Here is an 18615-nt window from a genome sequence, read left to right as displayed (position 1 = left end):
CCTTGACCGCCTTCACCACCGCTGCCGCCGGCTCCACCGGTGCCGAACAGCGTGCCGCCGTTGCCGCCACGGCCGCCGTTACCGGCGGTGCCGCCGGCGCCGGCGGGCGTGTCGGCATCCGTGCCGACCCCTCCAACACCACCAGCTCCCCCGTAGCCACCGCTGGTGTCGCCCTCGTAGACCTGGTTGTAGCTGCCGGGGCGACCGCCCGCTCCGCCGGTGCCACCGACCTGGCCGACGGTCCCGTCGCTTCCGGCGCCGCCGGGGAAGCCCACGTTGGTGGCGCTGCCGCCCGTACTGCCGGCGGCCGCCGTCCCGGCAGCCGGAGTCACCGCGGATGTTCCCGTGGCGCCCTTGCCGCCGCTGCCACCGTTACCGCCCTTGCCGATACTGCCGGCGTGGCCGCCGTCACCGCCGTCGGCACCCAGGCCCCCGTTGCCACCGTGGCCGCCGTTGCCGAAGATGCCTCCGTTACCTCCGTTGCCTCCGGCCACCCCAGCGACGGTGCTGTTCCAACCGTTTCCGCCGTTGCCGAACAGCCAGCCACCGTGCTGGCCGTTGGGGTTGTCGGCGGTACCGTCCGCACCGGTGCAGATCATTCCGCAGGATCGCGCGACCTCGACCGCAGTTGCCAGTGCGAAAGGCGTGGGTCCGTCGCCGCTACGGCCGACGAGACTGTTCGGCGCGTCGCACCCGACACCGGTCGACGGGGCGACGACGCAGGGTGCGGCGTCGACGCCGGGTGTGGCCCACGCGACGGCGATGGGCCCGGTCAACGCGAACGCTCCCGCGCACAGCATGCCGCCGGCAAATCTTGCCGGAAGTTTTCGCGTCGTCCGATGTGAACCCATGTGCCCGCCCTTCGTCGAAGCTCAACGGCGAGCCGCAACAGGCAAGGGCCTGTAACCCCATGTAGGTGGAGTGAGCGCTGCGCGCAGAATAACGGCAGCCGACACACCTCCGGCGTCGAATTCAGCAAATTGACGCAGCAGTCACACGAGGGCGAAGGCGGCAGCCGCGAGCCCGCCGCGTCAGCGGAAGTAGACCTCGTCGCCGTCGGGGTAGCCGCCGCCGGTGGTCGTCACGTGCACGTGGTCGTAATGGCCGTAGCCGCCGGCCCGCGCGCCGCCCGGCGTGTAGTACACGCCCCGCCAGATCGCGTCCTGGATGCCGAAGCGTTCGGCGTTCGCCAGCACGTACGCGACGATCTGGTTGCCCAGCGCGATGCCGGAGTCGGAGGTCGGGTTCGGGATCATCACATCCAGCGCCAGGCCGTTGGGATGCCAGCGCAGCGAATCCTGCCGGACCCCGCCGATGTTGTGGATCTCCGGGAAGACCTCACTGAGGCTGCGGGCGGTCAGGATGGTGCGCACCTGCAAACCGGTCTCGGGGGCCTTTCCGGCGGGCAGCGTGCGGCTCACCACGCGCCAGCGGGACGCGGACACCAGGGACGCCGATTCGACGCCCCCGTCGTCGGTCAACCGTTCGGGAACGTGCCCCGACGCGGGGGCCGCGACGATCTCCACACAGCACGGGGGCGCGAGGTCCTCGATCGGGGGCGCCGGAGCGGCCACAGGCTTCTCCTCGACGGAGACAGGAACCGGACCGGTATCGCCCTTGACGGCAAGGAACACCGCCGCAGGGGCAAGCGCGGACACCACGTATACCGAGGGGTTGCGCCGTTTCTTGGCGATCGAGTGCCGACCCACGTTCAGCAAGATAGCGAAAAACCGCGCAACTTACCGCACCGATCGCGAAAACTGAATGCGACTCGCGGATCGTTACCTGACCGGGACCAGCCGGTGAGCACCCGTATATCTGCTGGTCAACTGCACAATCGGGGTCACACGACGACGAGGAGCGCTGCGAACACCAAAACCACCGTCAACGCGGTGGCCGCGAGCAGTCCCCCGGCGCGTCGGGTCGATTGCGCCGGGGCGTTCAGGGCGGCCAGCATCTGCTCGGCGGTGGCGAACCGCCAACGCGGGTCCCGCGACATCGACCGCTCGATCGTGGTCGCCAGGGCGGGGTCGATGTCGGGCCGCAGCGCGCTCAGCGGCGGCAGGTGGCCGATCGCGATCGCATCGGCCAGCGCCGCCAGATTGTCCTGCGGGTAGGCACGCCGAGCCGTCAGCGCCTCGTAGGCCACCACTCCGAGCGCATACAGGTCATCGCTGGGCGTCGCCGGCCGCCCGGCAATGCGATCGGCCGGCAGGTAGGCCATCGTCCCGAAAACCCGGTTGGTCAGCGTCTGCGGACTGTCGGCGCTCTTGGCGACCCCGAAGTCGGCGATCTTCACCCGGCCGAACTGGGTGAAAAGGATGTTCGCGGGTTTGATGTCGCGGTGCAGCACACCACGGGCATGAGCGGCGCTCAGCGCCGACAGCACGTCACGCATGATCGAGCGCACCTGTTCGGCGGGCAACGGGCCCTGACGCGACAGCACGTCGGCCAGGCTCTGTCCCGGCAGGCGTTCCAGCACGATGTAGTGCCGCCCGTCGTGCACCCCGGTGTCGTGCACCGCGACGACGTGCGGGTGATTCAGGGCCGCGGCGGCGCGCGCCTCGGTGGCGAACCGGCGCCGGGTGTCAGGCTGCGCGCCGATCGCGGGATCGAGCAGTTTCACCGCGACAGGGCGGCCCAACCGCTTGTCCCACCCGTCGCGCACCTCGGCCATCCCGCCACGGCCCAGCACCCCGCCGAGTTCGTAGCGACCGCCAATGAGCTCCGGCGCCTGCATGCCTTTCAAGCTAGCCGCTGCGACGCAGACGCAAACCTGACGCGCAGGTGGGCGTCCGGCTCCCGCCGGAACGTGCAGTTCAGCACGCGATTACGTCGTTCGACGCGCGACTCCTCGGTTTCTGTGATCAGATAACCGCGAGATGTGATCACAAAACTTTGATCGGTGATCACGCTGACTTCTTGGAAACCGGAAGGCACCCCATGACGGACACCCCCACCAGACCCGCGCCTGCCCCCATCGACGACAGGTCGGCCCGACATGTCGTCGCCGGGGCCGGGGTGGGAACTTTCGTCGAGTACTTCGGCGACGCCGTCTACGCGTTCATGGCGGTCACCCTTGCGGCGGTGTTCTTTCCGACCGACAACCCTTCCCTGGCCATCCTGCAGACGTTCGCGATCTTCGGCGTGTCCTTCCTGATGTATCCACTCGGCGGCATGTTCTGGGGGCATTACGGCGACAAGCTCGGCCGCAAGAAGGTGCTCGCCATCACCATCCTGGGCATGGGGGGCATCACGTCCCTGATCGGCCTGCTTCCGAGCTACGAGTCCATCGGGTGGTCGGCCGCCCTGCTCCTGCTGATCGCGCGCCTCCTGCAAGGGTTCTGCGCATCGGGTGAATACTCCGGGGCCGCGGTGTTCATCGGTGAGTTCGCGCCTCCGGAGAAGCGGGCCCGGTACATCAGCGTGGTGCCGATCGGGGCAGCCTGCGGTTTCCTGGTCGCGTCGTTGCTCATCACCGCGATGTTCTCGACCATCGGAGACGCGGCGATGCAGGACTGGGGGTGGCGGATCCCGTTCCTGATCGCCGGCCCGCTGTGCCTCATCGGCTGGTACATCCGGTCCAAGCTGGACGAGTCGCCCGAGTTCCTGGCGCTGCAATCCTCGGACAGGATCGCCAAATCCCCGGTGACACAGGTATTTCGGCACCACTGGCGCAGCGTGGTCCGGATGCTCTGCATCATGGCGGTCAATGCCGGCGGCTACTACCTGGTCCTGTCGTACATGGTGACCTATTTCCAGGAGGAAGTCGCACTCTCGTCGACCCAGTCGAACCTGATCGCCACGATCGCGCTGGTGCTCTACCTGCCCTTGCTGTTCGGCGCGGCGGCCCTCTCCGACCGGATCGGTCGCAAGCCGGTGCTGATCGCCAACGCCGTGTTGTTCATTCTCGTCAGCTACCCGGCGTTCCTGCTGCTCGGCGCGGCCGGCTTCGGGCTCGCGTTGGCGGTACAGCTGTTGTTCGTCGCGATGTTCAGCCTGAACGACGGGACCTTCGCCACCGCATTCGTCGAAGGCATGCCGACCGAGGTCCGGTTCAGCGGCTTTGCGATTCCGTTCACCCTCGGCATCGGGCTGTTCGCCGGCGGTACACCGTTCCTTGCGACATGGCTGATCGGCACCACCGGAAGTGCTGTCGCTCCGAGCTTCGTGTTGATTGCAATCTGCGTCATCGCCCTGTTCGGTCTGGCGACGATGCGTGAAACCGCACCCGCCAAGATCGCCGCCGGGCAGCGGTGATCGCTGCACTGCAATGCGATTGAGCGAGTACGCCTCCCTGGACGGCACCGCGCTGGCCGAACTGGTGGTTGCCGGTGAGGTCTCCCCGGCCGAACTGGTCGGGTCGGCACAGCAGGCCGCGCTGGCGGTCGACCCAGCCCTCCACGCGGTGGTAGAGATGTACGACGATCCGCGTATCCCCCGCGCGGTGGACACGTCAGCCGCCTTCGCCGGTGTGCCGTTCCTGATGAAGGACTTCGGCGCACACGAACGCGGTCGACACCAGTGGATGGGCAGCCGGGCCGTCGACGACCGCCTGACCCAGTCGGAATCGGTTTTGGCGCAACGATTCCGCGAATCAGGTCTGATCTCGATAGGCCGCTCGGCCACATGCGAGTTCGCGGTGACGGCGACAGTCGAGTCCGCGCGGTTCGGCCCCACTCACAACCCGTGGGATCTCGGGCGAACCGCGGGTGGGTCCAGCGGTGGCGCAGCTGCGGCGGTCGCGGCCGGTATCGTGCCGATGGCCCATGCCACCGACAGCGGGGGTTCGATCCGCATCCCCGCCGCCTGCTGCGGGCTGGTCGGCCTGAAGCCGACCAGAGGACTGATTCCCACCGACGCAAGCGAATCCGTGCCGGTCGACTTCCACACGGAGTTCGTCGTCACCCGATCGGTACGTGATGCCGCACGAGCGTTGTGCTCACTGCAGAAGCCGTCCGGCATCGGACCTCCCGCCGATGCCCGGCCGCGCAGGATCGCCGTTGCCGTCGAGGCGCCCTGGCTGTCTGCCGTGGATCCCGCCGTCGCCGCTGCGACGCTGCACGCCGCGCGACTCTGTGAACAGTTGGGCCATACTGTGGAAGAGGCGACCCCGCAGGTCGACTGGCCCCCGTTGTTCGAGGCGATGAAAGACATCTGGGCATTGGGCACACTGGACACCGTGCGCGACTGGACCGACATCTCCGCGACGAGATGCCCCGCCGAGATCGAGCACCTGACGTGGGAGCTGGTCACCCGCGCGCGTCGTCTCAGCGGCACCGCCATCATCGATGCGTTGGCCAAAGTCGACGGAGCCGCAAGCAGTTTCGCCGGTTTCTTCGACGAGTACGACATGCTGTTGACGCCGACACTTCCTACGCTTCCACCGAAGATCGGCGAGTTCTCCCCCGACATGGACCTGAACACCTACTACGCCGGCGCCGTCGGCCGGATGGAACCCGCAGCCGCGATCTTCAACGCCACCGGGCAGCCTGCCATCTCGATACCCGCGGGCCTGGCCGGGGCGTTCCCGCTGAGCGTCCAGTTCGCCGCCGGGGCAGGCCGGGAGCCGGACCTTCTGGCCTTGGCCGCCGAGTTGGAGGCAGAGATCGGATGGGCCGCCTGGACGCCACCGGTCCATGCCGGACGCCCACCCGCCACGAACCCGAGCACATCCGAATACGAGGGGCATCGCGCATGACCGATACGTCGCAGCTCAGTCCACCTCAAACCGCTTTCGAGCAACTGCGGTCCTGGATCCTGGCCGGTTCGCTCGCGCCCGGGCAGCGGCTGCAGGTGCGCGATGTCGCCCGCGGAATGGGGCTGAGCACCATGCCGGTGCGCGAGGCGTTGATCCGGCTGGAAGAGGCCGGCCTGGTCACCCAGGAGCCACGCAAAGGCGCTGTGGTGGCCCGGTTGTCGCTGGACGACCTCCACGATTACTACGGCCTGCGTCAGATCCTGGAACCCCCGTCACTGCAGCTCGGGGTGGAACAGATGACCCCCGAGCGGTTGGCGCGGTTGCGCTCGACCATGACCGCCCTGCAGGAGGCGGTCGACGACGGCGACCTGATCACCGTGCTCGACCTCGACGAGCAGGTGCTGCTGCTCATTCACGGCGCCGTGGCCAACAGACAGCTGACCCGGGTGATCAAGTCCACCTGGGCGCGGGTACGCCCCTACAAGCTGCTGTTCACCACCACCGCCCAGGACGACGCCGGGCTCTACATCGCTCGTGAGGACGCGCATTTCGTCGAGCTCGCCGCGGCGCGCGACGGAGCCGGCGCACACCAGCTCATGACCCAGAGCCTGGCGAATGCCAAGCTGCGGCTCGCCGAACTGTTACGCAGTCACGACGGCAGCTCACCCCCCAGCCGCGCCAAGGGTGACTCGCTGGTCGACGTCATCGCCCGCCTGATGCAGGGAGACGGAGGCGGCGGCGGTGCCTGACGCGACATCCTCGCGCGTCCTCGTGATCGGGGGCGGAGTCATCGGACTCAGCGCCGCCCATCACCTTGCCCGGGCTGGTCACCAGGTCACCCTGATCGAACGGACGACATGCGGGCACGCAGCCTCCTGGGGCAATGCGGGCTGGATCGTGCCGTCCTTGGTGCAGCCGTTCAACGCGCCCGGGGCCGTTCCCCAGGCGCTGCGCGCCGCACTGAACCCGAAGAGCCCCATCGCCATTCGCCAGATTCCGACGTGGTCGCTCGCACGCTGGGGTCTTGCCTTCCTGCGCAACAGTCGACCCGATCGCAGCCGCGGGTCATTGCAGGCGCTGGCAGCGATGGCCGCCGGGGCCGCCGAGGACGTCAGCGCCCTCGCCGAGGAACTGGGCTTCGAGACACATCGCACCGGCCTGTTGGTGCCGTTCCGCTCGCAGCCGGCATGGGACGCGTACCTCGCCGCACACGCCGAAGTCGAATCGGCGGGCTACCGCGGCCGCACCGAACTGCTGACCGCGACCGAGATGAAGAACCGGGAACCCGCGCTGGCCGGCGACATCATCGGCGGGGTGTACCTACCCGACGAGGTCAGCGTCCGACCCGATGCCATGACCGCCGCCCTGGCCACCGCGTTCCAGGACTCTGGTGGCGCGCTCGCCGAACACGAATCCGTGGTCGGGATCGACCACTCCGGCCGTGACTGGCAGGTGACGACCTCCCGCCGGGCGCTTTCCGGGGACGCCGTGGTGCTCGCCGCCGGTGAACACACCGCCGCACTGGCCCGCATGTGCGGGGTGCGCCTGCCCCTGCAGTCCGGCCGCGGGTGCAGCGTCACCCTGCCCCCGATACTGCAACTCCGCGGGCCGGTCAAGATCGCCGAAGACCGGATCGCCTGCACCCCGTTCACCAGTGGCGAGGTCCGCATCTCCGGCACCTTCGACCTGGTACGCCCCGGCGCAGGCACCGCACGCGGCAGGATGCGGGCCGTACTGGACGCGGCCGCCGTGACGTTGCCCGCCCTGCGTGGCTTGGACATCTCCGACGTCGAGATCTGGAGCGGGGCCCGACCCTGCACGCCCGACAGCCTGCCCGTCGTAGGACCGGCCGGGAACACACCCGGACTGTTCGTCGCATCGGGCCACGGCACGTTGGGAATGACCCTGGCCGTCAACACCGGACGGGCCATCACCGCGATGGTGGGCGCCACCGTGACCGGCAACATTTCGAAAGGACAAACGATTCTGTGAGCGCCATTCCGCAGCAACTGCACTTCTCGGTCGAGGAGTACCGTGCCCGACTGCTCCGCACCCAGGCCGAGATGGAGCGACACGGCCTCGATGCTCTGCTGCTGCACCAACCGGAGAACATCGCCTGGTTGAGCGGCTTCTGGCACGACGGCTTCTTCGCCTACCACTCGTTGGTGGTCCCGTCGGCCGGAGAACCGATCCTGGTCGAACGACGTTTGGAAGACCCAGTGGCGCAGGAGCTCTCGTGGGTCGCTGACCGCCGCGGGTACTTCGACGGGGAAGATCCCGAATCACTGGCCGCCGATGCGGTCGCCGGCGTCACTCCCACCGGCGCCCGGATCGGTGTCGAACTCAACTCCGCGTTCCTGCCGGTGACCAGGTTCCACCGGTTGTCCTCACTGATGAGCACCCGGGAGCTGGTCTCCCACAACGACATCGTCGAAGACCTACGCCAGATCAAGTCCGAACAGGAGATCTCCTACATCCGGACCGCGGGACGGATCGCCTCCGCGGCGGTCACCGCCGGGCTCCGGGCCGCCCGGGTCGGGGCAACCGAACTCGACGTCGCCGCCGCCGTCGCACAGGCACAGGCCGAGCACGGTCACGACTCGTTCTTCGGCGGTGTGGGCGGCACGATCTGCAGCGGCTGGCGCACGATCCAGCTGCACGGTCAGCAGACCGGCCGCATCCTGGAGCAGGGCGACCGGCTGCGCCTGGAACTGCCCGGGATCTACCGGCAGTACTGGGCGAAGCAGATGCGCTCGACGGTGCTCGGCCGACCCGGCGACGCGCTGCTGCGCGCCCACGACATCCTGCGCACAGCTCAGGATGCGGCGATCGAGGCGATGGCACCGGGGGTTCCGGCCGCGCACATCGCCGAACTGTGCCGCAGACCCGTCCTCGATGCCCAGCTCATCGACCGCTACGAAAATCGCGTCGGCTATGGCCTTGGCCTCCAATTCCATCCGACCTCAGGGGATTTCACGCTCGACATCGATCACCGCTCGCACCGCAAGCTGGAATCCGGCATGGTGTTCCACATGCTGCTGTTCGCGGCCGGCGCCGCGATCAGCGAGACCGTCGTGGTCACCGACGACGGTTGCGAGGTGCTCACCGACGGCGCGCGCGCTCTCCCCCAGGCCGGCTGATGGGCGCGCCGACCGTCGCCGTCATCTCGATGGGCGGCACGATTTCGTGTGCACCCGGTGACACCGGAGCCGGCCTGGTGCCACGCACGGACGCCGCCGACGCGGTGGAGGTGGCGGGGGTGGCGGTTCGCTCCGTCCGGTGGAGCCTGACCGATTCGTCGGAGATCACCTTCGACGAGATCGTCGCTCTCGCCCGGGAGATCCGGGACCAGGTGACCGGCGGCGCGGACGCCGTCGTCGTCACCCAGGGCACCGACACTCTCGAAGAGACCGCCTATGCCTTGAGTCTGCTGCGCCCGCTGGACCGCCCCGTGGTGTTCACCGCGGCGATGCGGGCACCCACCATGCCGGGTTCCGACGCCGCGGCCAACCTCGCCGCCGCGATCGCCACGGCACTCGACCCCGAGCTCGAGCGGTGCAGCGCAGGGGCTGTCGTCGTGATGAACGATCAGATCCATTCGGCCAAGTGGGTACAGAAGATCCACACCCAGCGCATCGACGCGTTCGGATCCGCTGACCGGGGCTGCCTCGGCGTGCTGTACGAGGGTCGCCCGACGTTCCTGCGCCGCGACCCTCGGCCGGCACTGCCGGCCCTGCTCGACACCGACACCGGGCGAGAGGTCAGGGTCGCCCTGCTGACCGCGGTGCTCGGTCAGGACACCGACCTGATCGCAGCCGTGCCGCGAGCGGGGTATCACGGCCTGGTCGTCGAGGGGCTGGGTGGCGGACACACCAGCGGGCCCGTCGCGCAGGCGCTCGATGAGGTCGCCCAGGACATCCCGGTGGTCTATGCGTCGCGCACGCGGGCCGGCGCCGTGCTCGAGAGCACCTACGGCTCACCCGGGGCCGAACTCGACCTGATGGAACGAGGCTGCGTCCCGTCGGGGGAACTGCCCGCGTTGAAAGCCCGGGTGCTGCTCACCATGCTGCTGCGCTCCGGCTACACCCGGGCGGAGGCCGAGACCCTGTTGAGGGCAGAGGGCAACGCGCGCACCACTACCGGGCCGGCACGGTCGGCACCACCGACGTGTTCGGCCAGCAGCCCAACGGGCTGATCGAGGCTTCCCTGGCCGCGTCGAGACACTTGCTGACAAGCACGTTCGGGTTGTCCGACACCGATCCGGCCAGGATCTCGTTGGCCCGCGCCTCGGCCTCGGCGGTCTTGGCGCGCTGCTCGGCCACGCGGGTGTTGGCCCGCTCGGCATTGAGCGCGTTGATCCGGCCCTGGGTGGCCTCGTCGTAGCTGACCAGCGGAATGATGACGTTGATGATGTCGACCTGGTCGCCGACCTTGGCACGCAGGTTGTCGGCGACGTCGTTGCCCAGCGCCTGGACGTCGGTGCCCTCGACGTTCTCCGGCGCCAGCGGATCGAAGTCGGAGAACACCTCGTTCAGGGCCGCGCGCAGCTCCCGGGTGACCAGGTTCTCGCGGACATTGTCGAAGTCGCGGTAGTCGAGGAACAAGGAGTCGGCGGCGGCCGCCTGGATCCGCCAGCGGACGCTGTTGTCCACGTACGCGGTGGAGTTGTTGCCGAGCCTGACCATGGTGGCGTACTCGCCGGTGTGGTTGTCGATCTGGATCGCGCCGTCCATCTCGGTCACCGACTGCCAGGGCGCCTTCGTGTGCAGGCCGTTGCCCAGAGTGCCGCTCGGCTTGCCGAGGGTGGTGACGACGCCGATGTTGCGGGTGGACACGATCGTCGTCGACCCGACGATCAGCACCAGCACGGTCAGCGCTGCCGCACCGATCGCGATGCGGGTACCGCGGACATGGCCCGTCTCATCCGATGCCATGGCTCGCGACACCAGCCCGAAAGCGGCGAGCAGCAACAGCACGATTGCTGCGTAGATCTCCCAGGGCACGTCGGCGACCTCTTCTCACATCGGGTTAGCCGAATCGTACGATCAAGATCATTTGCCGGCATGCCCGGCGCGCGCTCAGACCTTCGGGCTGTAGTAGTGCGGGTTGTCGCGGTATTCGAGCGGCGGCAGGTGGCGGGCCGGCGTCTCGACCAGCGGCGCGTCCGCGGGCAGCCGTCCGAAGGCACGGTCCATCGCCGAGCGCTTGCGGGGGTGCATCAGCCACCGCTTGGGCAGCACCTTCGTCGCCAGGGTCACCACGTCGCAGAACCGCCTGTGCAGGAACTCCTGGCGCGGCGACCAGGTGTAGCCCATCAGCTCGCGCACGGGCGGGTCGTAGAGCGCCACGGTCATGAAGGTCAGGAAACGCTGCATGACCATCAGGTTCAGCTTCCACAGCGGATCCGGAATCCATTCCAGCGACGGGTGTTTGGGCATCGTCGACAGATCCATCACCTCGCGGGCGGCCCAGTTGTTCTCCAGGACCTCGGTGCACATGTGGTCCCAGTACTCCTGAAACTCCTCCCACGTCTTGGGCACCGGCCGCATGCTCATCCCGTACATCCGGTACCAGGTGATGTGCTCGTCGAACAGTTGGCGCTTGTCGGCCTCGCTGATCCCGCCGCCGAACTTCTCGGCGGCCAACAGCGTGGACTTGAAGAACGTCGCGTGCGCCCAGTAGAAGACCTCCGGGTTCAGCGCGCTGTACCGCCGGCCCTGCTCGTCCACCCCATTGAGGCCGATGTGGTAATCGCGCACCTGGGCCCCGGTCTTCGGGGCGCGGTCGCCGTCGAAGACCACCCCGCCGATCGGGTAGATGGACCGCATCAGGCGCGGGATGCGTTCCATGAAGAAGATGGAGTGATCCTTGACCGCAGCCCCGAGTTGCGGATGCATGTTCTGCATCGACCCGGCCCAGGTGCCCTGGAACAGGCCCGTCCACTGACCGAAGTACTTCCAGGTCAGCGACTCGGGGCCGAGCGGCTCCGGCGCGGAGTCGTAGCCACCCGAGCTGACCGGACAGCCTGCCGCCACCCGCGGGGATTCATCGCTGGTGACCGGGCCCGTCGCGGAAGTATCTTGAGTCACTGGTGCTCTTCCCCTGGTGAAGTTGTGCCGCACGATATTCTGACTACATGCGTTGTCAGTAACAGAGCTTAGGAGGACCGTGGCGTCGGGTCAACGACGCGGTAGGTGGTCGGGCGTTCCGCTACAGGATCGTCAGGCGCTACGCCGCGACGAACTGATCGCCGCGGGCGTCGCCCTGTTGGGCCGGCCCGAGGGCCCGCACCTGACCGTCCGCGCGGTCTGTAAGGCCGCCGGTCTCACCGAGCGCTACTTCTACGAGAGCTTCACCGACCGCGACGAGTACGTCGCCGCCGTCTACGACGACGTCTGCACTGCCGCGATGACGGCGCTGATGAAGTCCGAGAGCATGCGCGACGCCGTGGAACGGTTCGTGGCGCTGATGATCGACGACCCCGCCCGCGGCCGGGTGCTGCTGCTGGCGCCCGAAGCCGAGCCCGTACTGGCGCGGTCGGGTGCCCGCTGGATGCCCAACTTCATTGAACTGCTGCAGCGCAGCCTCACCCAGATCAGCGACCCGACCGCCCAGGCGATGGTTGCGACGGGCCTGATCGGGGCACTCACTGCACTGTTCACGGCTTATCTGGACGGCCGACTGGACGTGAGCAGGGAGCAATTCATCGACCATTGTGCTGAGCTACTGCTCAGCAGGTCCGTTACCTAAAAGAGTCCCCTACCTGGGCTTCGGCCGCGGCGCGGCGACTTGAATGTCACTGAGATACACAGATATATTGACTGCAACCATCAGGTACAGATAACTGGGAGGTGTCGTGTCGCAAGACCTGACCGACCTGCAACTGCTCAAAGAGCTCGAGCCCGTCGTCGAGCCGCTGGTCAACCGCCACATGCGGATGAAGAAGGACTGGAACCCGCACGACTTCATCCCGTGGTCCGACGGCAAGAACTACTACGCCCTCGGCGGCCAGGACTGGGACATCGAGCAGTCGAAGCTCTCCGAGGTCGCCCGGGTCGCGATGCTGACCAACCTCCTCACCGAGGACAACCTGCCCTCCTATCACCGCGAGATCGCGATGAACTTCAGCATGGACGGCCCGTGGGGCTTCTGGGTCAACCGCTGGACCGCCGAGGAGAACCGGCACGGCATCGCGCTGCGCGACTACCTCGTCGTCACCCGCAACGTCGACCCCGTCGAGCTGGAGATGCTGCGCATCGAGCAGATGACCCGCGGCTTCAGCCCGGGCCAGAACCAGCAGGGCGGGATGGAACTGTTCGCCGAGAGCCTGTTCGACTCGGTGATCTACGTGACGTTCCAGGAGCTCGCGACCCGCGTGTCGCACCGCAACACCGGTAAGGCGTGCGACGACCCGATCGCCGACCAGCTTCTGCAGCGCGTGTCGGCCGACGAGAACCTGCACATGATCTTCTACCGCGACGTATCGGAGGCGGGCTTCGAGATCGCCCCCGACCAGGCGATGAAGTCGCTGCACAAGGTGCTGCGCAACTTCAAGATGCCCGGGTACACCATCCCCGACTTCCGGCGTCGCGCGGTGACCATCGCCTCCGGCGGCGTGTACGACCCGAAGATCCACCTCGACGACATCGTGTTGCCGGTGCTGAAGAAGTGGCGCATCTTCGAGCGCGAGGACTTCAACGGCGAGAGCGCACGCATGCGTGACGACCTCGGTGTGCTGATCGAAGAGCTGCAGGAGACCGTCGACAAGTTCGAGGTCGCCAAGCAACGCCGCGAGGCGCGGCTGGCTCAGATGGCCGAGAAGAAGGCGGCCAAGGCACAGCTGGTGGGATCATCAGCGTCCTGACAGACACCCCCCGATCGGCCCGGTCCTTACGGATCGGGCCGTTCGACCTTGGCAGCCCGGTCGTCCTCGCCCCGATGGCCGGGGTGACCAACGTCGCGTTCCGGACACTCTGCCGTGAACTCGAGATCAGCCGCGCGGGTACCGTCAGCGGGCTCTACGTGTGCGAGATGGTCACCGCACGCGCGCTGGTGGAACGCCACCCGGTCACCATGCACATGACCACGTTCGCGCCGGAGGAGTCGCCGCGCTCGCTGCAGCTCTACACCGTCGACCCGGTCAACACCTACGCGGCGGCCAAGATGATCGCCGACGAGGACCTCGCCGACCACATCGACATGAACTTCGGCTGTCCGGTGCCCAAGGTGACCCGCCGGGGCGGCGGCGCCGCGCTGCCCTACAAGCGCAAGCTGTTCGGACAGATCGTGGCAGCGGCCGTCCGCGCCACCGAAGGCACCGACATACCGGTCACGGTGAAGTTCCGCATCGGGATCGACGACACCCACCACACACACCTGGATGCGGGTCGCATCGCCGCGGAGGAGGGCGCCGCGGCGGTCGCGCTGCATGCCCGCACCGCCGCCCAGCGCTACTCCGGCAGCGCCGACTGGGACCAGATCGCCGCACTGAAGGCCCATGTCACGGGCATTCCGGTGCTGGGCAACGGTGACATCTTCGACGCTCGCGACGCGCTGGCCATGATGGCCGCGACAGGCTGCGACGGGGTCGTGATCGGCCGCGGGTGCCTGGGGCGGCCCTGGCTGTTCGCCGAGTTGTCCGCCGCTTTCACCGGCACGACGCCGGCCACCCCGCCCACGCTCGGTGAGGTCGCGCAGATCATCCGCCGGCACGGCGAGTTGCTTGCCGCCCACTTCGGAGAAGACAAAGGAATGCGCGATATCCGTAAGCACGTCGCGTGGTATCTGCACGGCTTCCCCGCCGGCGCGGATCTGCGCAGGTCGTTGGCGCTGGTCAAGACCCTCTCGGAACTCGACGACCTGCTCGGTCAGCTCGATCCCGAGGTGCCGTTCCCGGCTGCAGCCAGCGGTCCGAGAGGCCGCCAGGGGTCGGCTGCATCGGTGACCCTGCCTGAAGGCTGGCTCGACGATCCGGACGACTGCACGGTGCCCGCGGGAGCCGACGTCATGCACTCGGGTGGCTGATCCGGGCGTCGAGACGGTTCTGAGACATATCTGACACCAGGGTTCGGCTGGAGCTCTCCCAGGATGTCTCAGTACGATGAGAGATCAAATGCCTGTCTCCAGTGGCGGAGGCGGGCTCGATGCTCTAGACAATGAACAGGCACTCGGCAGTCTGTGGCCGGTGCGCAACAACGCGCACGGCCGCGATGACGCCGTGACGCTGGGAGGCCGGTAGGAAGATGAGCGACGGCGACATGGAAGATGCCGCTGCCACTCCGGGCCGCGCCCGTACCGGCGACGACGGAACGGGCGACCGGTCCGATAGTGACTGGCTTACCCGATCGCGGCGACCGAAGCCAGGCGCCGCGCCGTGGGAGCGCGCAGCAGAAACCCCCTCCGAAACCGACGCCCCCCAGGACTCGGCACCGATTACCGTCGCCGACCTGATCGCCAAGATCCACGGCGACGCCCCGTCCGTCCCGATCCCGCGGCGGCGCCGCGCCCGGCCCGACCCCGACGACGAAACCGGGACGCCCGGACCCGCGCCCACACCAACCGACGCACCTCGACCCGACGACGCATCTCGACTCAACGACGCATCTCGACTTAACGAGGATGCCGAGCTCTACCCCGACACCGCCGACCTGGACACCACGATCCTCCCGGCCGTCGACCTGACCCGCGCCGACCTACCGGATCTGGCCGCCTTCCCCGCGCCCGCGCACGCGTCCCCGAAGCCGAAGCTGCGTCCGTCCCACCGGGTCGCCGTGGCCGGGCGGGTCGCCGCAGCGCTCGTCGCGGTCCTCGCCCTGGTGCTGACCGGCGGCGCCTGGCAGTGGCAGTCGGCCAAGAACAATCTGCTCAACCGGGTCTCGGCGCTCGACCCCGATTCCCGCGACATCGTCGATGCGAACGCCCAGTTCGGTGACGAGAACTTCCTGATCGTCGGCACCGACAGCCGCCTCGGCAGCAACAGCGAGATCGGCGCGGGCACCACCGACGACGCCGCCGGCGCCCGGTCGGACACCGTGATGCTGGTCAACATTCCGGCCAACCGCAAACGCGTGGTGGCCGTGTCGTTCCCACGCGACCTCGAGATCGAGCCGATGAAGTGCGAACCGTGGGATCCGGAGACCCGCGAGTACGGGCCGATCATGGACCCGGAATCGCCGATGTACGGCAAAGAAGAGGTCTACAGCGAGTACAAGCTGAACTCGGCGTTCGCCGTGGGTGGGCCGAAGTGTCTGGTGAAGGTCATCCAGAAGCTGTCCGGTCTTCACGTGAACCGGTTCATGGCAGTCGATTTCGTCGGGTTCTCCAAGATGGTCGACGCCCTCGGCGGTGTCGAGGTGTGTAGCACCACACCGATCGAGGACTACGAACTCGGCACCGTGCTGGCCACCGCCGGACGCCAGACCGTCGACGGCCACACCGCGCTGAACTACGTGCGCGCCCGCCAGGTGACCACCGAGATGAACGGTGACTACGGGCGCATCAAACGCCAGCAGTTGTTCCTGTCGTCGCTGCTGCGCTCGCTGATCTCCAAGGAGACCTTCTTCTCACTGTCGAAGCTGAACAACGTGGTCAACATGTTCATCGGCGACAGCTACGTCGACAACGTCGACACCAAGGACCTCGTCGACCTGGGCCAGTCCGTGCAGGGCGTCAACGCCGGGCGCATCACGTTCGTCACGGTGCCGACGGTCGGCTATGCCGACGAGTGGGGCAACGAGATCCCGCGCACCGACGACATGCGGGCGCTGTTCGACGCCATCATCAACGACGATCCGCTGCCCGAGGAACGCAACGCCGACAACACCCCGGTGTCCGGTCCGGAGGCACTGGCGAATTCGTCGGTGACGCAGCCGGGTCAGTCCGACGACAGTCAGGTCGTGGACGCCATCGCCACCGACCCGGAGAGCGTCACCGTGCAGGTGTCGAACTCGACCAGCTCGGCCGGACTCGGGGCCAGCACCTCCAGCGCACTGGAGGCCCACGGCTTCAACGTGGAGACACCCGATGACTATCCGGGGCCGCTGTCGCGCACCACCGTGTTCTTCTCCCCCGGCAACGAAGAGGCCGCCGCCACCGTCGCCTCGGCGTTCGGCGACGCGGCCATCGAGCGCGCCACCGGGCTCGGCGACGTCGTGCAGGTGGTCCTGGGCAGCGACTTCGACGCGGTCAACGCCCCGTCCCCGAGCGGATCACCCGTGCAGGTGCGCGTCATCCGCGGCACCAAGTCCACGACCACCGCCCTGCCCGAGGATCTGACCGTGACCAACGCCGCCGATACCAGCTGCGACTAGCGTTTCCCATCATTTCGGCAGGTGCCATTCACCTTTCGTTCACCGCCAGCTCGTGACTGCGGTTGAACGGCCCCGGTAGGGTTTATCCATGCGTACCGCGTACCACGAGCAGTTGGAGGCCCTGTCGAACAGGCTCGGCGACATGTGCGAGCTTGCCGGGGCCGCCATGGAGCGAGCCACCCAGGCGCTGCTCCAGGCTGATCTGGCGCTGGCCGAACAGGTGATCACCGACCACGCACAGATCGCCGCGCTCAGCGTCCGCGCCGAGGAGGAGGCCTTCGTCATCCTGGCGCTGCAGGCCCCCGTTGCGGGAGACCTGCGGGCGATCGTGAGCTCCATCCAGATCGTCGCCGACGTCGACCGGATGGGCGCGCTGGCCCTGCACGTCGCCAAGATCGCCCGCCGCCGCCATCCCCAGCACGCTCTTCCCGAAGAGGTCAACGGCTACTTCGCCGAGATGGGCCGGGTCGCCGTCGAGCTCGGCAACAGCGCCCAGGAGGTGCTGCGCACCCGGGATCCGGAGAAGGCCGCCCGGATCCGCGAAGAGGACGACGCGATGGACGACCTGCACCGCCACCTGTTCACGGTGCTGATGGACCGCGAGTGGAAGCACGGGGTGGCCGCCGCTGTCGACGTGACGCTGCTCGGGCGTTTCTATGAGCGCTTCGCCGACCACGCCGTGGAGGTGGCCCGGCGGGTGATCTTCCAGGTCACCGGCCGCACCGGCGACGAAGAGGAACTGCCGGCCTCGCGCTGACGTGCTGACACGGAATCACCCCATCTGCGCTGAGATGGGGTGATTTCCGTATCGGGCTTCGAGCGCCGGCTAGCCGAACCGCCCCGAGATGTAGTCCTCGGTGGCTTTCTTGGTGGGGTTCGAGAAGATCTTCTCGGTGTCGTCGATCTCGATCAGCTTGCCCGGTTTGCCGGTGGCCTCCAGGTTGAAGAACGCCGTCTGGTCGCTGACCCGCGCGGCCTGCTGCATGTTGTGCGTGACGATGACGATCGTGAAGTCCTGTTTGAGCTGGGAGATCAGGTCCTCGATCGCCAGCGTGGAGATCGGGTCGAGCGCCGAGCACGGTTCGTCCATCAACAGCACGTCGGGCTGCACCGCGATGGCCCGGGCGATACACAGCCGCTGCTGCTGACCGCCCGACAGCCCGCCGCCGGGCTTGTCCAGCCTGTCCTTGACCTCGTTCCACAGATTGGCGCCCTTGAGGGAACGCTCGGCGACCTCATCGAGGGCCTTCTTGTTCCGCACGCCCTGCAGTTTCAGCCCGGCCACCACGTTGTCGCGAATCGACATGGTGGGGAAGGGATTCGGGCGCTGGAACACCATGCCGATGGTCTTGCGCACACCGACCGGATCGACGCCGGCGCCGTAGATGTCCTCACCGTCGAGCAGCACCGAACCTTCCACCCGGGCGCCGGGAATGACCTCGTGCATGCGGTTGAGCGTGCGCAGCACGGTCGACTTGCCGCAGCCCGAGGGACCGATGAACGCGGTGACACTGCGCGGCTCCACCGACAGCGACACACCCGCCACCGCGTGGAACGCACCGTAGTAGATGTTGACGTCCTTGAGGTCGAGACGTTTGGCCATGA

18 protein-coding genes are annotated in these 18615 nt (G+C 67.8%); 11 read left to right on the top strand and 7 right to left on the bottom strand.

From position 1 onward, the window contains the following. The 4 genes from MVA01S_RS31280 to MVA01S_RS31275 all read right to left on the bottom strand — a co-directional run. The coding region (locus MVA01S_RS31280; protein ID WP_353961398.1) for a PGRS repeat-containing protein at window positions 1-800 on the bottom strand (800 nt) is incomplete at its 3' end. A 231-nt stretch (window positions 801-1031) separates the two neighbouring features. After that, window positions 1032-1709 (bottom strand): VldE C-terminal domain-containing protein, encoded by a 678-nt coding sequence (locus MVA01S_RS09350; protein ID WP_003930356.1) that lies wholly within the window; start codon window positions 1707-1709, stop codon window positions 1032-1034. Window positions 1710-1843: 134 nt separating this feature from the next. Continuing rightward, window positions 1844-2740 (bottom strand): serine/threonine-protein kinase, encoded by an 897-nt coding sequence (locus tag MVA01S_RS09345; RefSeq protein ID WP_003930357.1) that lies wholly within the window; start codon window positions 2738-2740, stop codon window positions 1844-1846. 5 nt (window positions 2741-2745) lie between these two features. Further along, window positions 2746-2913 (bottom strand): hypothetical protein, encoded by a 168-nt coding sequence (locus MVA01S_RS31275; RefSeq protein WP_157895638.1) that lies wholly within the window; start codon window positions 2911-2913, stop codon window positions 2746-2748. 30 nt (window positions 2914-2943) lie between these two features. Between MVA01S_RS31275 and MVA01S_RS09340 the strand changes: the two genes are divergently transcribed. From MVA01S_RS09340 to MVA01S_RS09315, 6 genes are read left to right on the top strand one after another with little or no spacing between them, the layout of a single operon-like run. Next, window positions 2944-4260, top strand: a complete 1317-nt coding sequence (locus MVA01S_RS09340) for an MFS transporter (RefSeq protein WP_003930358.1) — start codon at window positions 2944-2946, stop codon at window positions 4258-4260. Window positions 4261-4273: 13 nt separating this feature from the next. After that, on the top strand, window positions 4274-5701 hold the full coding sequence (locus MVA01S_RS09335) for an amidase family protein (protein WP_003930359.1): 1428 nt from the start codon (window positions 4274-4276) through the stop codon (window positions 5699-5701). Beyond that, the gene (locus MVA01S_RS09330; protein WP_003930360.1) at window positions 5698-6450 is read left to right on the top strand and encodes a GntR family transcriptional regulator; all 753 of its coding nucleotides are present in this window, start codon (window positions 5698-5700) and stop codon (window positions 6448-6450) included. The genes MVA01S_RS09335 and MVA01S_RS09330 overlap by 4 nt, the downstream gene beginning before the upstream one ends. After that, the gene (locus tag MVA01S_RS09325; protein WP_081529045.1) at window positions 6443-7693 is read left to right on the top strand and encodes an NAD(P)/FAD-dependent oxidoreductase; all 1251 of its coding nucleotides are present in this window, start codon (window positions 6443-6445) and stop codon (window positions 7691-7693) included. The genes MVA01S_RS09330 and MVA01S_RS09325 overlap by 8 nt, the downstream gene beginning before the upstream one ends. Then, window positions 7690-8841 (top strand): M24 family metallopeptidase, encoded by a 1152-nt coding sequence (locus tag MVA01S_RS09320; protein WP_003930362.1) that lies wholly within the window; start codon window positions 7690-7692, stop codon window positions 8839-8841. Before MVA01S_RS09325 ends, MVA01S_RS09320 begins: the two co-directional genes overlap by 4 nt. Then, a complete protein-coding gene (locus MVA01S_RS09315) occupies window positions 8841-9896 on the top strand; it encodes an asparaginase (RefSeq protein WP_003930363.1) in 1056 nt (351 codons plus the stop codon). Before MVA01S_RS09320 ends, MVA01S_RS09315 begins: the two co-directional genes overlap by 1 nt. On the opposite strand, the gene MVA01S_RS09310 is transcribed toward MVA01S_RS09315, so the two are convergent. Next, a complete protein-coding gene (locus MVA01S_RS09310) occupies window positions 9838-10704 on the bottom strand; it encodes an SPFH domain-containing protein (protein WP_003930364.1) in 867 nt (288 codons plus the stop codon). The genes MVA01S_RS09315 and MVA01S_RS09310 overlap by 59 nt on opposite strands. A 75-nt stretch (window positions 10705-10779) precedes the next feature. Then, complete coding sequence (locus tag MVA01S_RS09305; RefSeq protein WP_040541173.1) at window positions 10780-11790, bottom strand: oxygenase MpaB family protein; 1011 nt, start codon at window positions 11788-11790, stop codon at window positions 10780-10782. Between the two features lie 79 nt (window positions 11791-11869). Between MVA01S_RS09305 and MVA01S_RS09300 the strand changes: the two genes are divergently transcribed. From MVA01S_RS09300 to phoU, 5 genes are all read left to right on the top strand, one after another. Beyond that, window positions 11870-12451 (top strand): TetR/AcrR family transcriptional regulator, encoded by a 582-nt coding sequence (locus tag MVA01S_RS09300; RefSeq protein WP_003930366.1) that lies wholly within the window; start codon window positions 11870-11872, stop codon window positions 12449-12451. Window positions 12452-12557: 106 nt separating this feature from the next. Then, a complete protein-coding gene (locus MVA01S_RS09295) occupies window positions 12558-13565 on the top strand; it encodes an acyl-ACP desaturase (protein WP_003930367.1) in 1008 nt (335 codons plus the stop codon). Further along, window positions 13562-14725 (top strand): tRNA dihydrouridine synthase DusB, encoded by a 1164-nt coding sequence (gene dusB / locus MVA01S_RS09290; protein ID WP_081529046.1) that lies wholly within the window; start codon window positions 13562-13564, stop codon window positions 14723-14725. The genes MVA01S_RS09295 and dusB overlap by 4 nt, the downstream gene beginning before the upstream one ends. Window positions 14726-14943: 218 nt before the next feature. Continuing rightward, window positions 14944-17010, top strand: coding sequence for an LCP family protein (locus MVA01S_RS09285; protein WP_003930369.1), 2067 nt, complete (start codon window positions 14944-14946; stop codon window positions 17008-17010). Window positions 17011-17098: 88 nt separating this feature from the next. Further along, window positions 17099-17767: a phosphate signaling complex protein PhoU gene (gene phoU / locus MVA01S_RS09280; RefSeq protein WP_003930370.1), complete on the top strand. Its 669-nt coding sequence runs from the start codon at window positions 17099-17101 to the stop codon at window positions 17765-17767. A 69-nt stretch (window positions 17768-17836) separates the two neighbouring features. On the opposite strand, the gene pstB is transcribed toward phoU, so the two are convergent. Then, a complete protein-coding gene (gene pstB / locus MVA01S_RS09275) occupies window positions 17837-18613 on the bottom strand; it encodes a phosphate ABC transporter ATP-binding protein PstB (RefSeq protein WP_003930371.1) in 777 nt (258 codons plus the stop codon). Window positions 18614-18615 lie beyond the last annotated feature (2 nt).

It is taken from the genome of Mycolicibacterium vaccae NBRC 14118 = CIP 105934, from assembly GCF_001552715.1.
In the GTDB taxonomy this organism is placed as follows: Bacteria; Actinomycetota; Actinomycetes; order Mycobacteriales; family Mycobacteriaceae; genus Mycobacterium; species Mycobacterium vaccae.
This window is presented reverse-complemented; position numbering and strand designations above follow the sequence as displayed.

Bases quoted from the DNA above. Each gene is read 5' to 3' on its own strand.
- MVA01S_RS09345 (WP_003930357.1), bottom strand. From the start codon at position 2,740: ATGCAGGCGCCGGAGCTCATTGGCGGTCGCTACGAACTCGGCGGGGTG.
- MVA01S_RS09340 (WP_003930358.1), top strand. From the start codon at position 2,944: ATGACGGACACCCCCACCAGACCCGCGCCTGCCCCCATCGACGACAGG.
- MVA01S_RS09335 (WP_003930359.1), top strand. From the start codon at position 4,274: ATGCGATTGAGCGAGTACGCCTCCCTGGACGGCACCGCGCTGGCCGAA.
- MVA01S_RS09330 (WP_003930360.1), top strand. From the start codon at position 5,698: ATGACCGATACGTCGCAGCTCAGTCCACCTCAAACCGCTTTCGAGCAA.
- MVA01S_RS09315 (WP_003930363.1), top strand. From the start codon at position 8,841: ATGGGCGCGCCGACCGTCGCCGTCATCTCGATGGGCGGCACGATTTCG.
- MVA01S_RS09285 (WP_003930369.1), top strand. From the start codon at position 14,944: ATGAGCGACGGCGACATGGAAGATGCCGCTGCCACTCCGGGCCGCGCC.
- phoU (WP_003930370.1), top strand. From the start codon at position 17,099: ATGCGTACCGCGTACCACGAGCAGTTGGAGGCCCTGTCGAACAGGCTC.
- pstB (WP_003930371.1), bottom strand. From the start codon at position 18,613: ATGGCCAAACGTCTCGACCTCAAGGACGTCAACATCTACTACGGTGCG.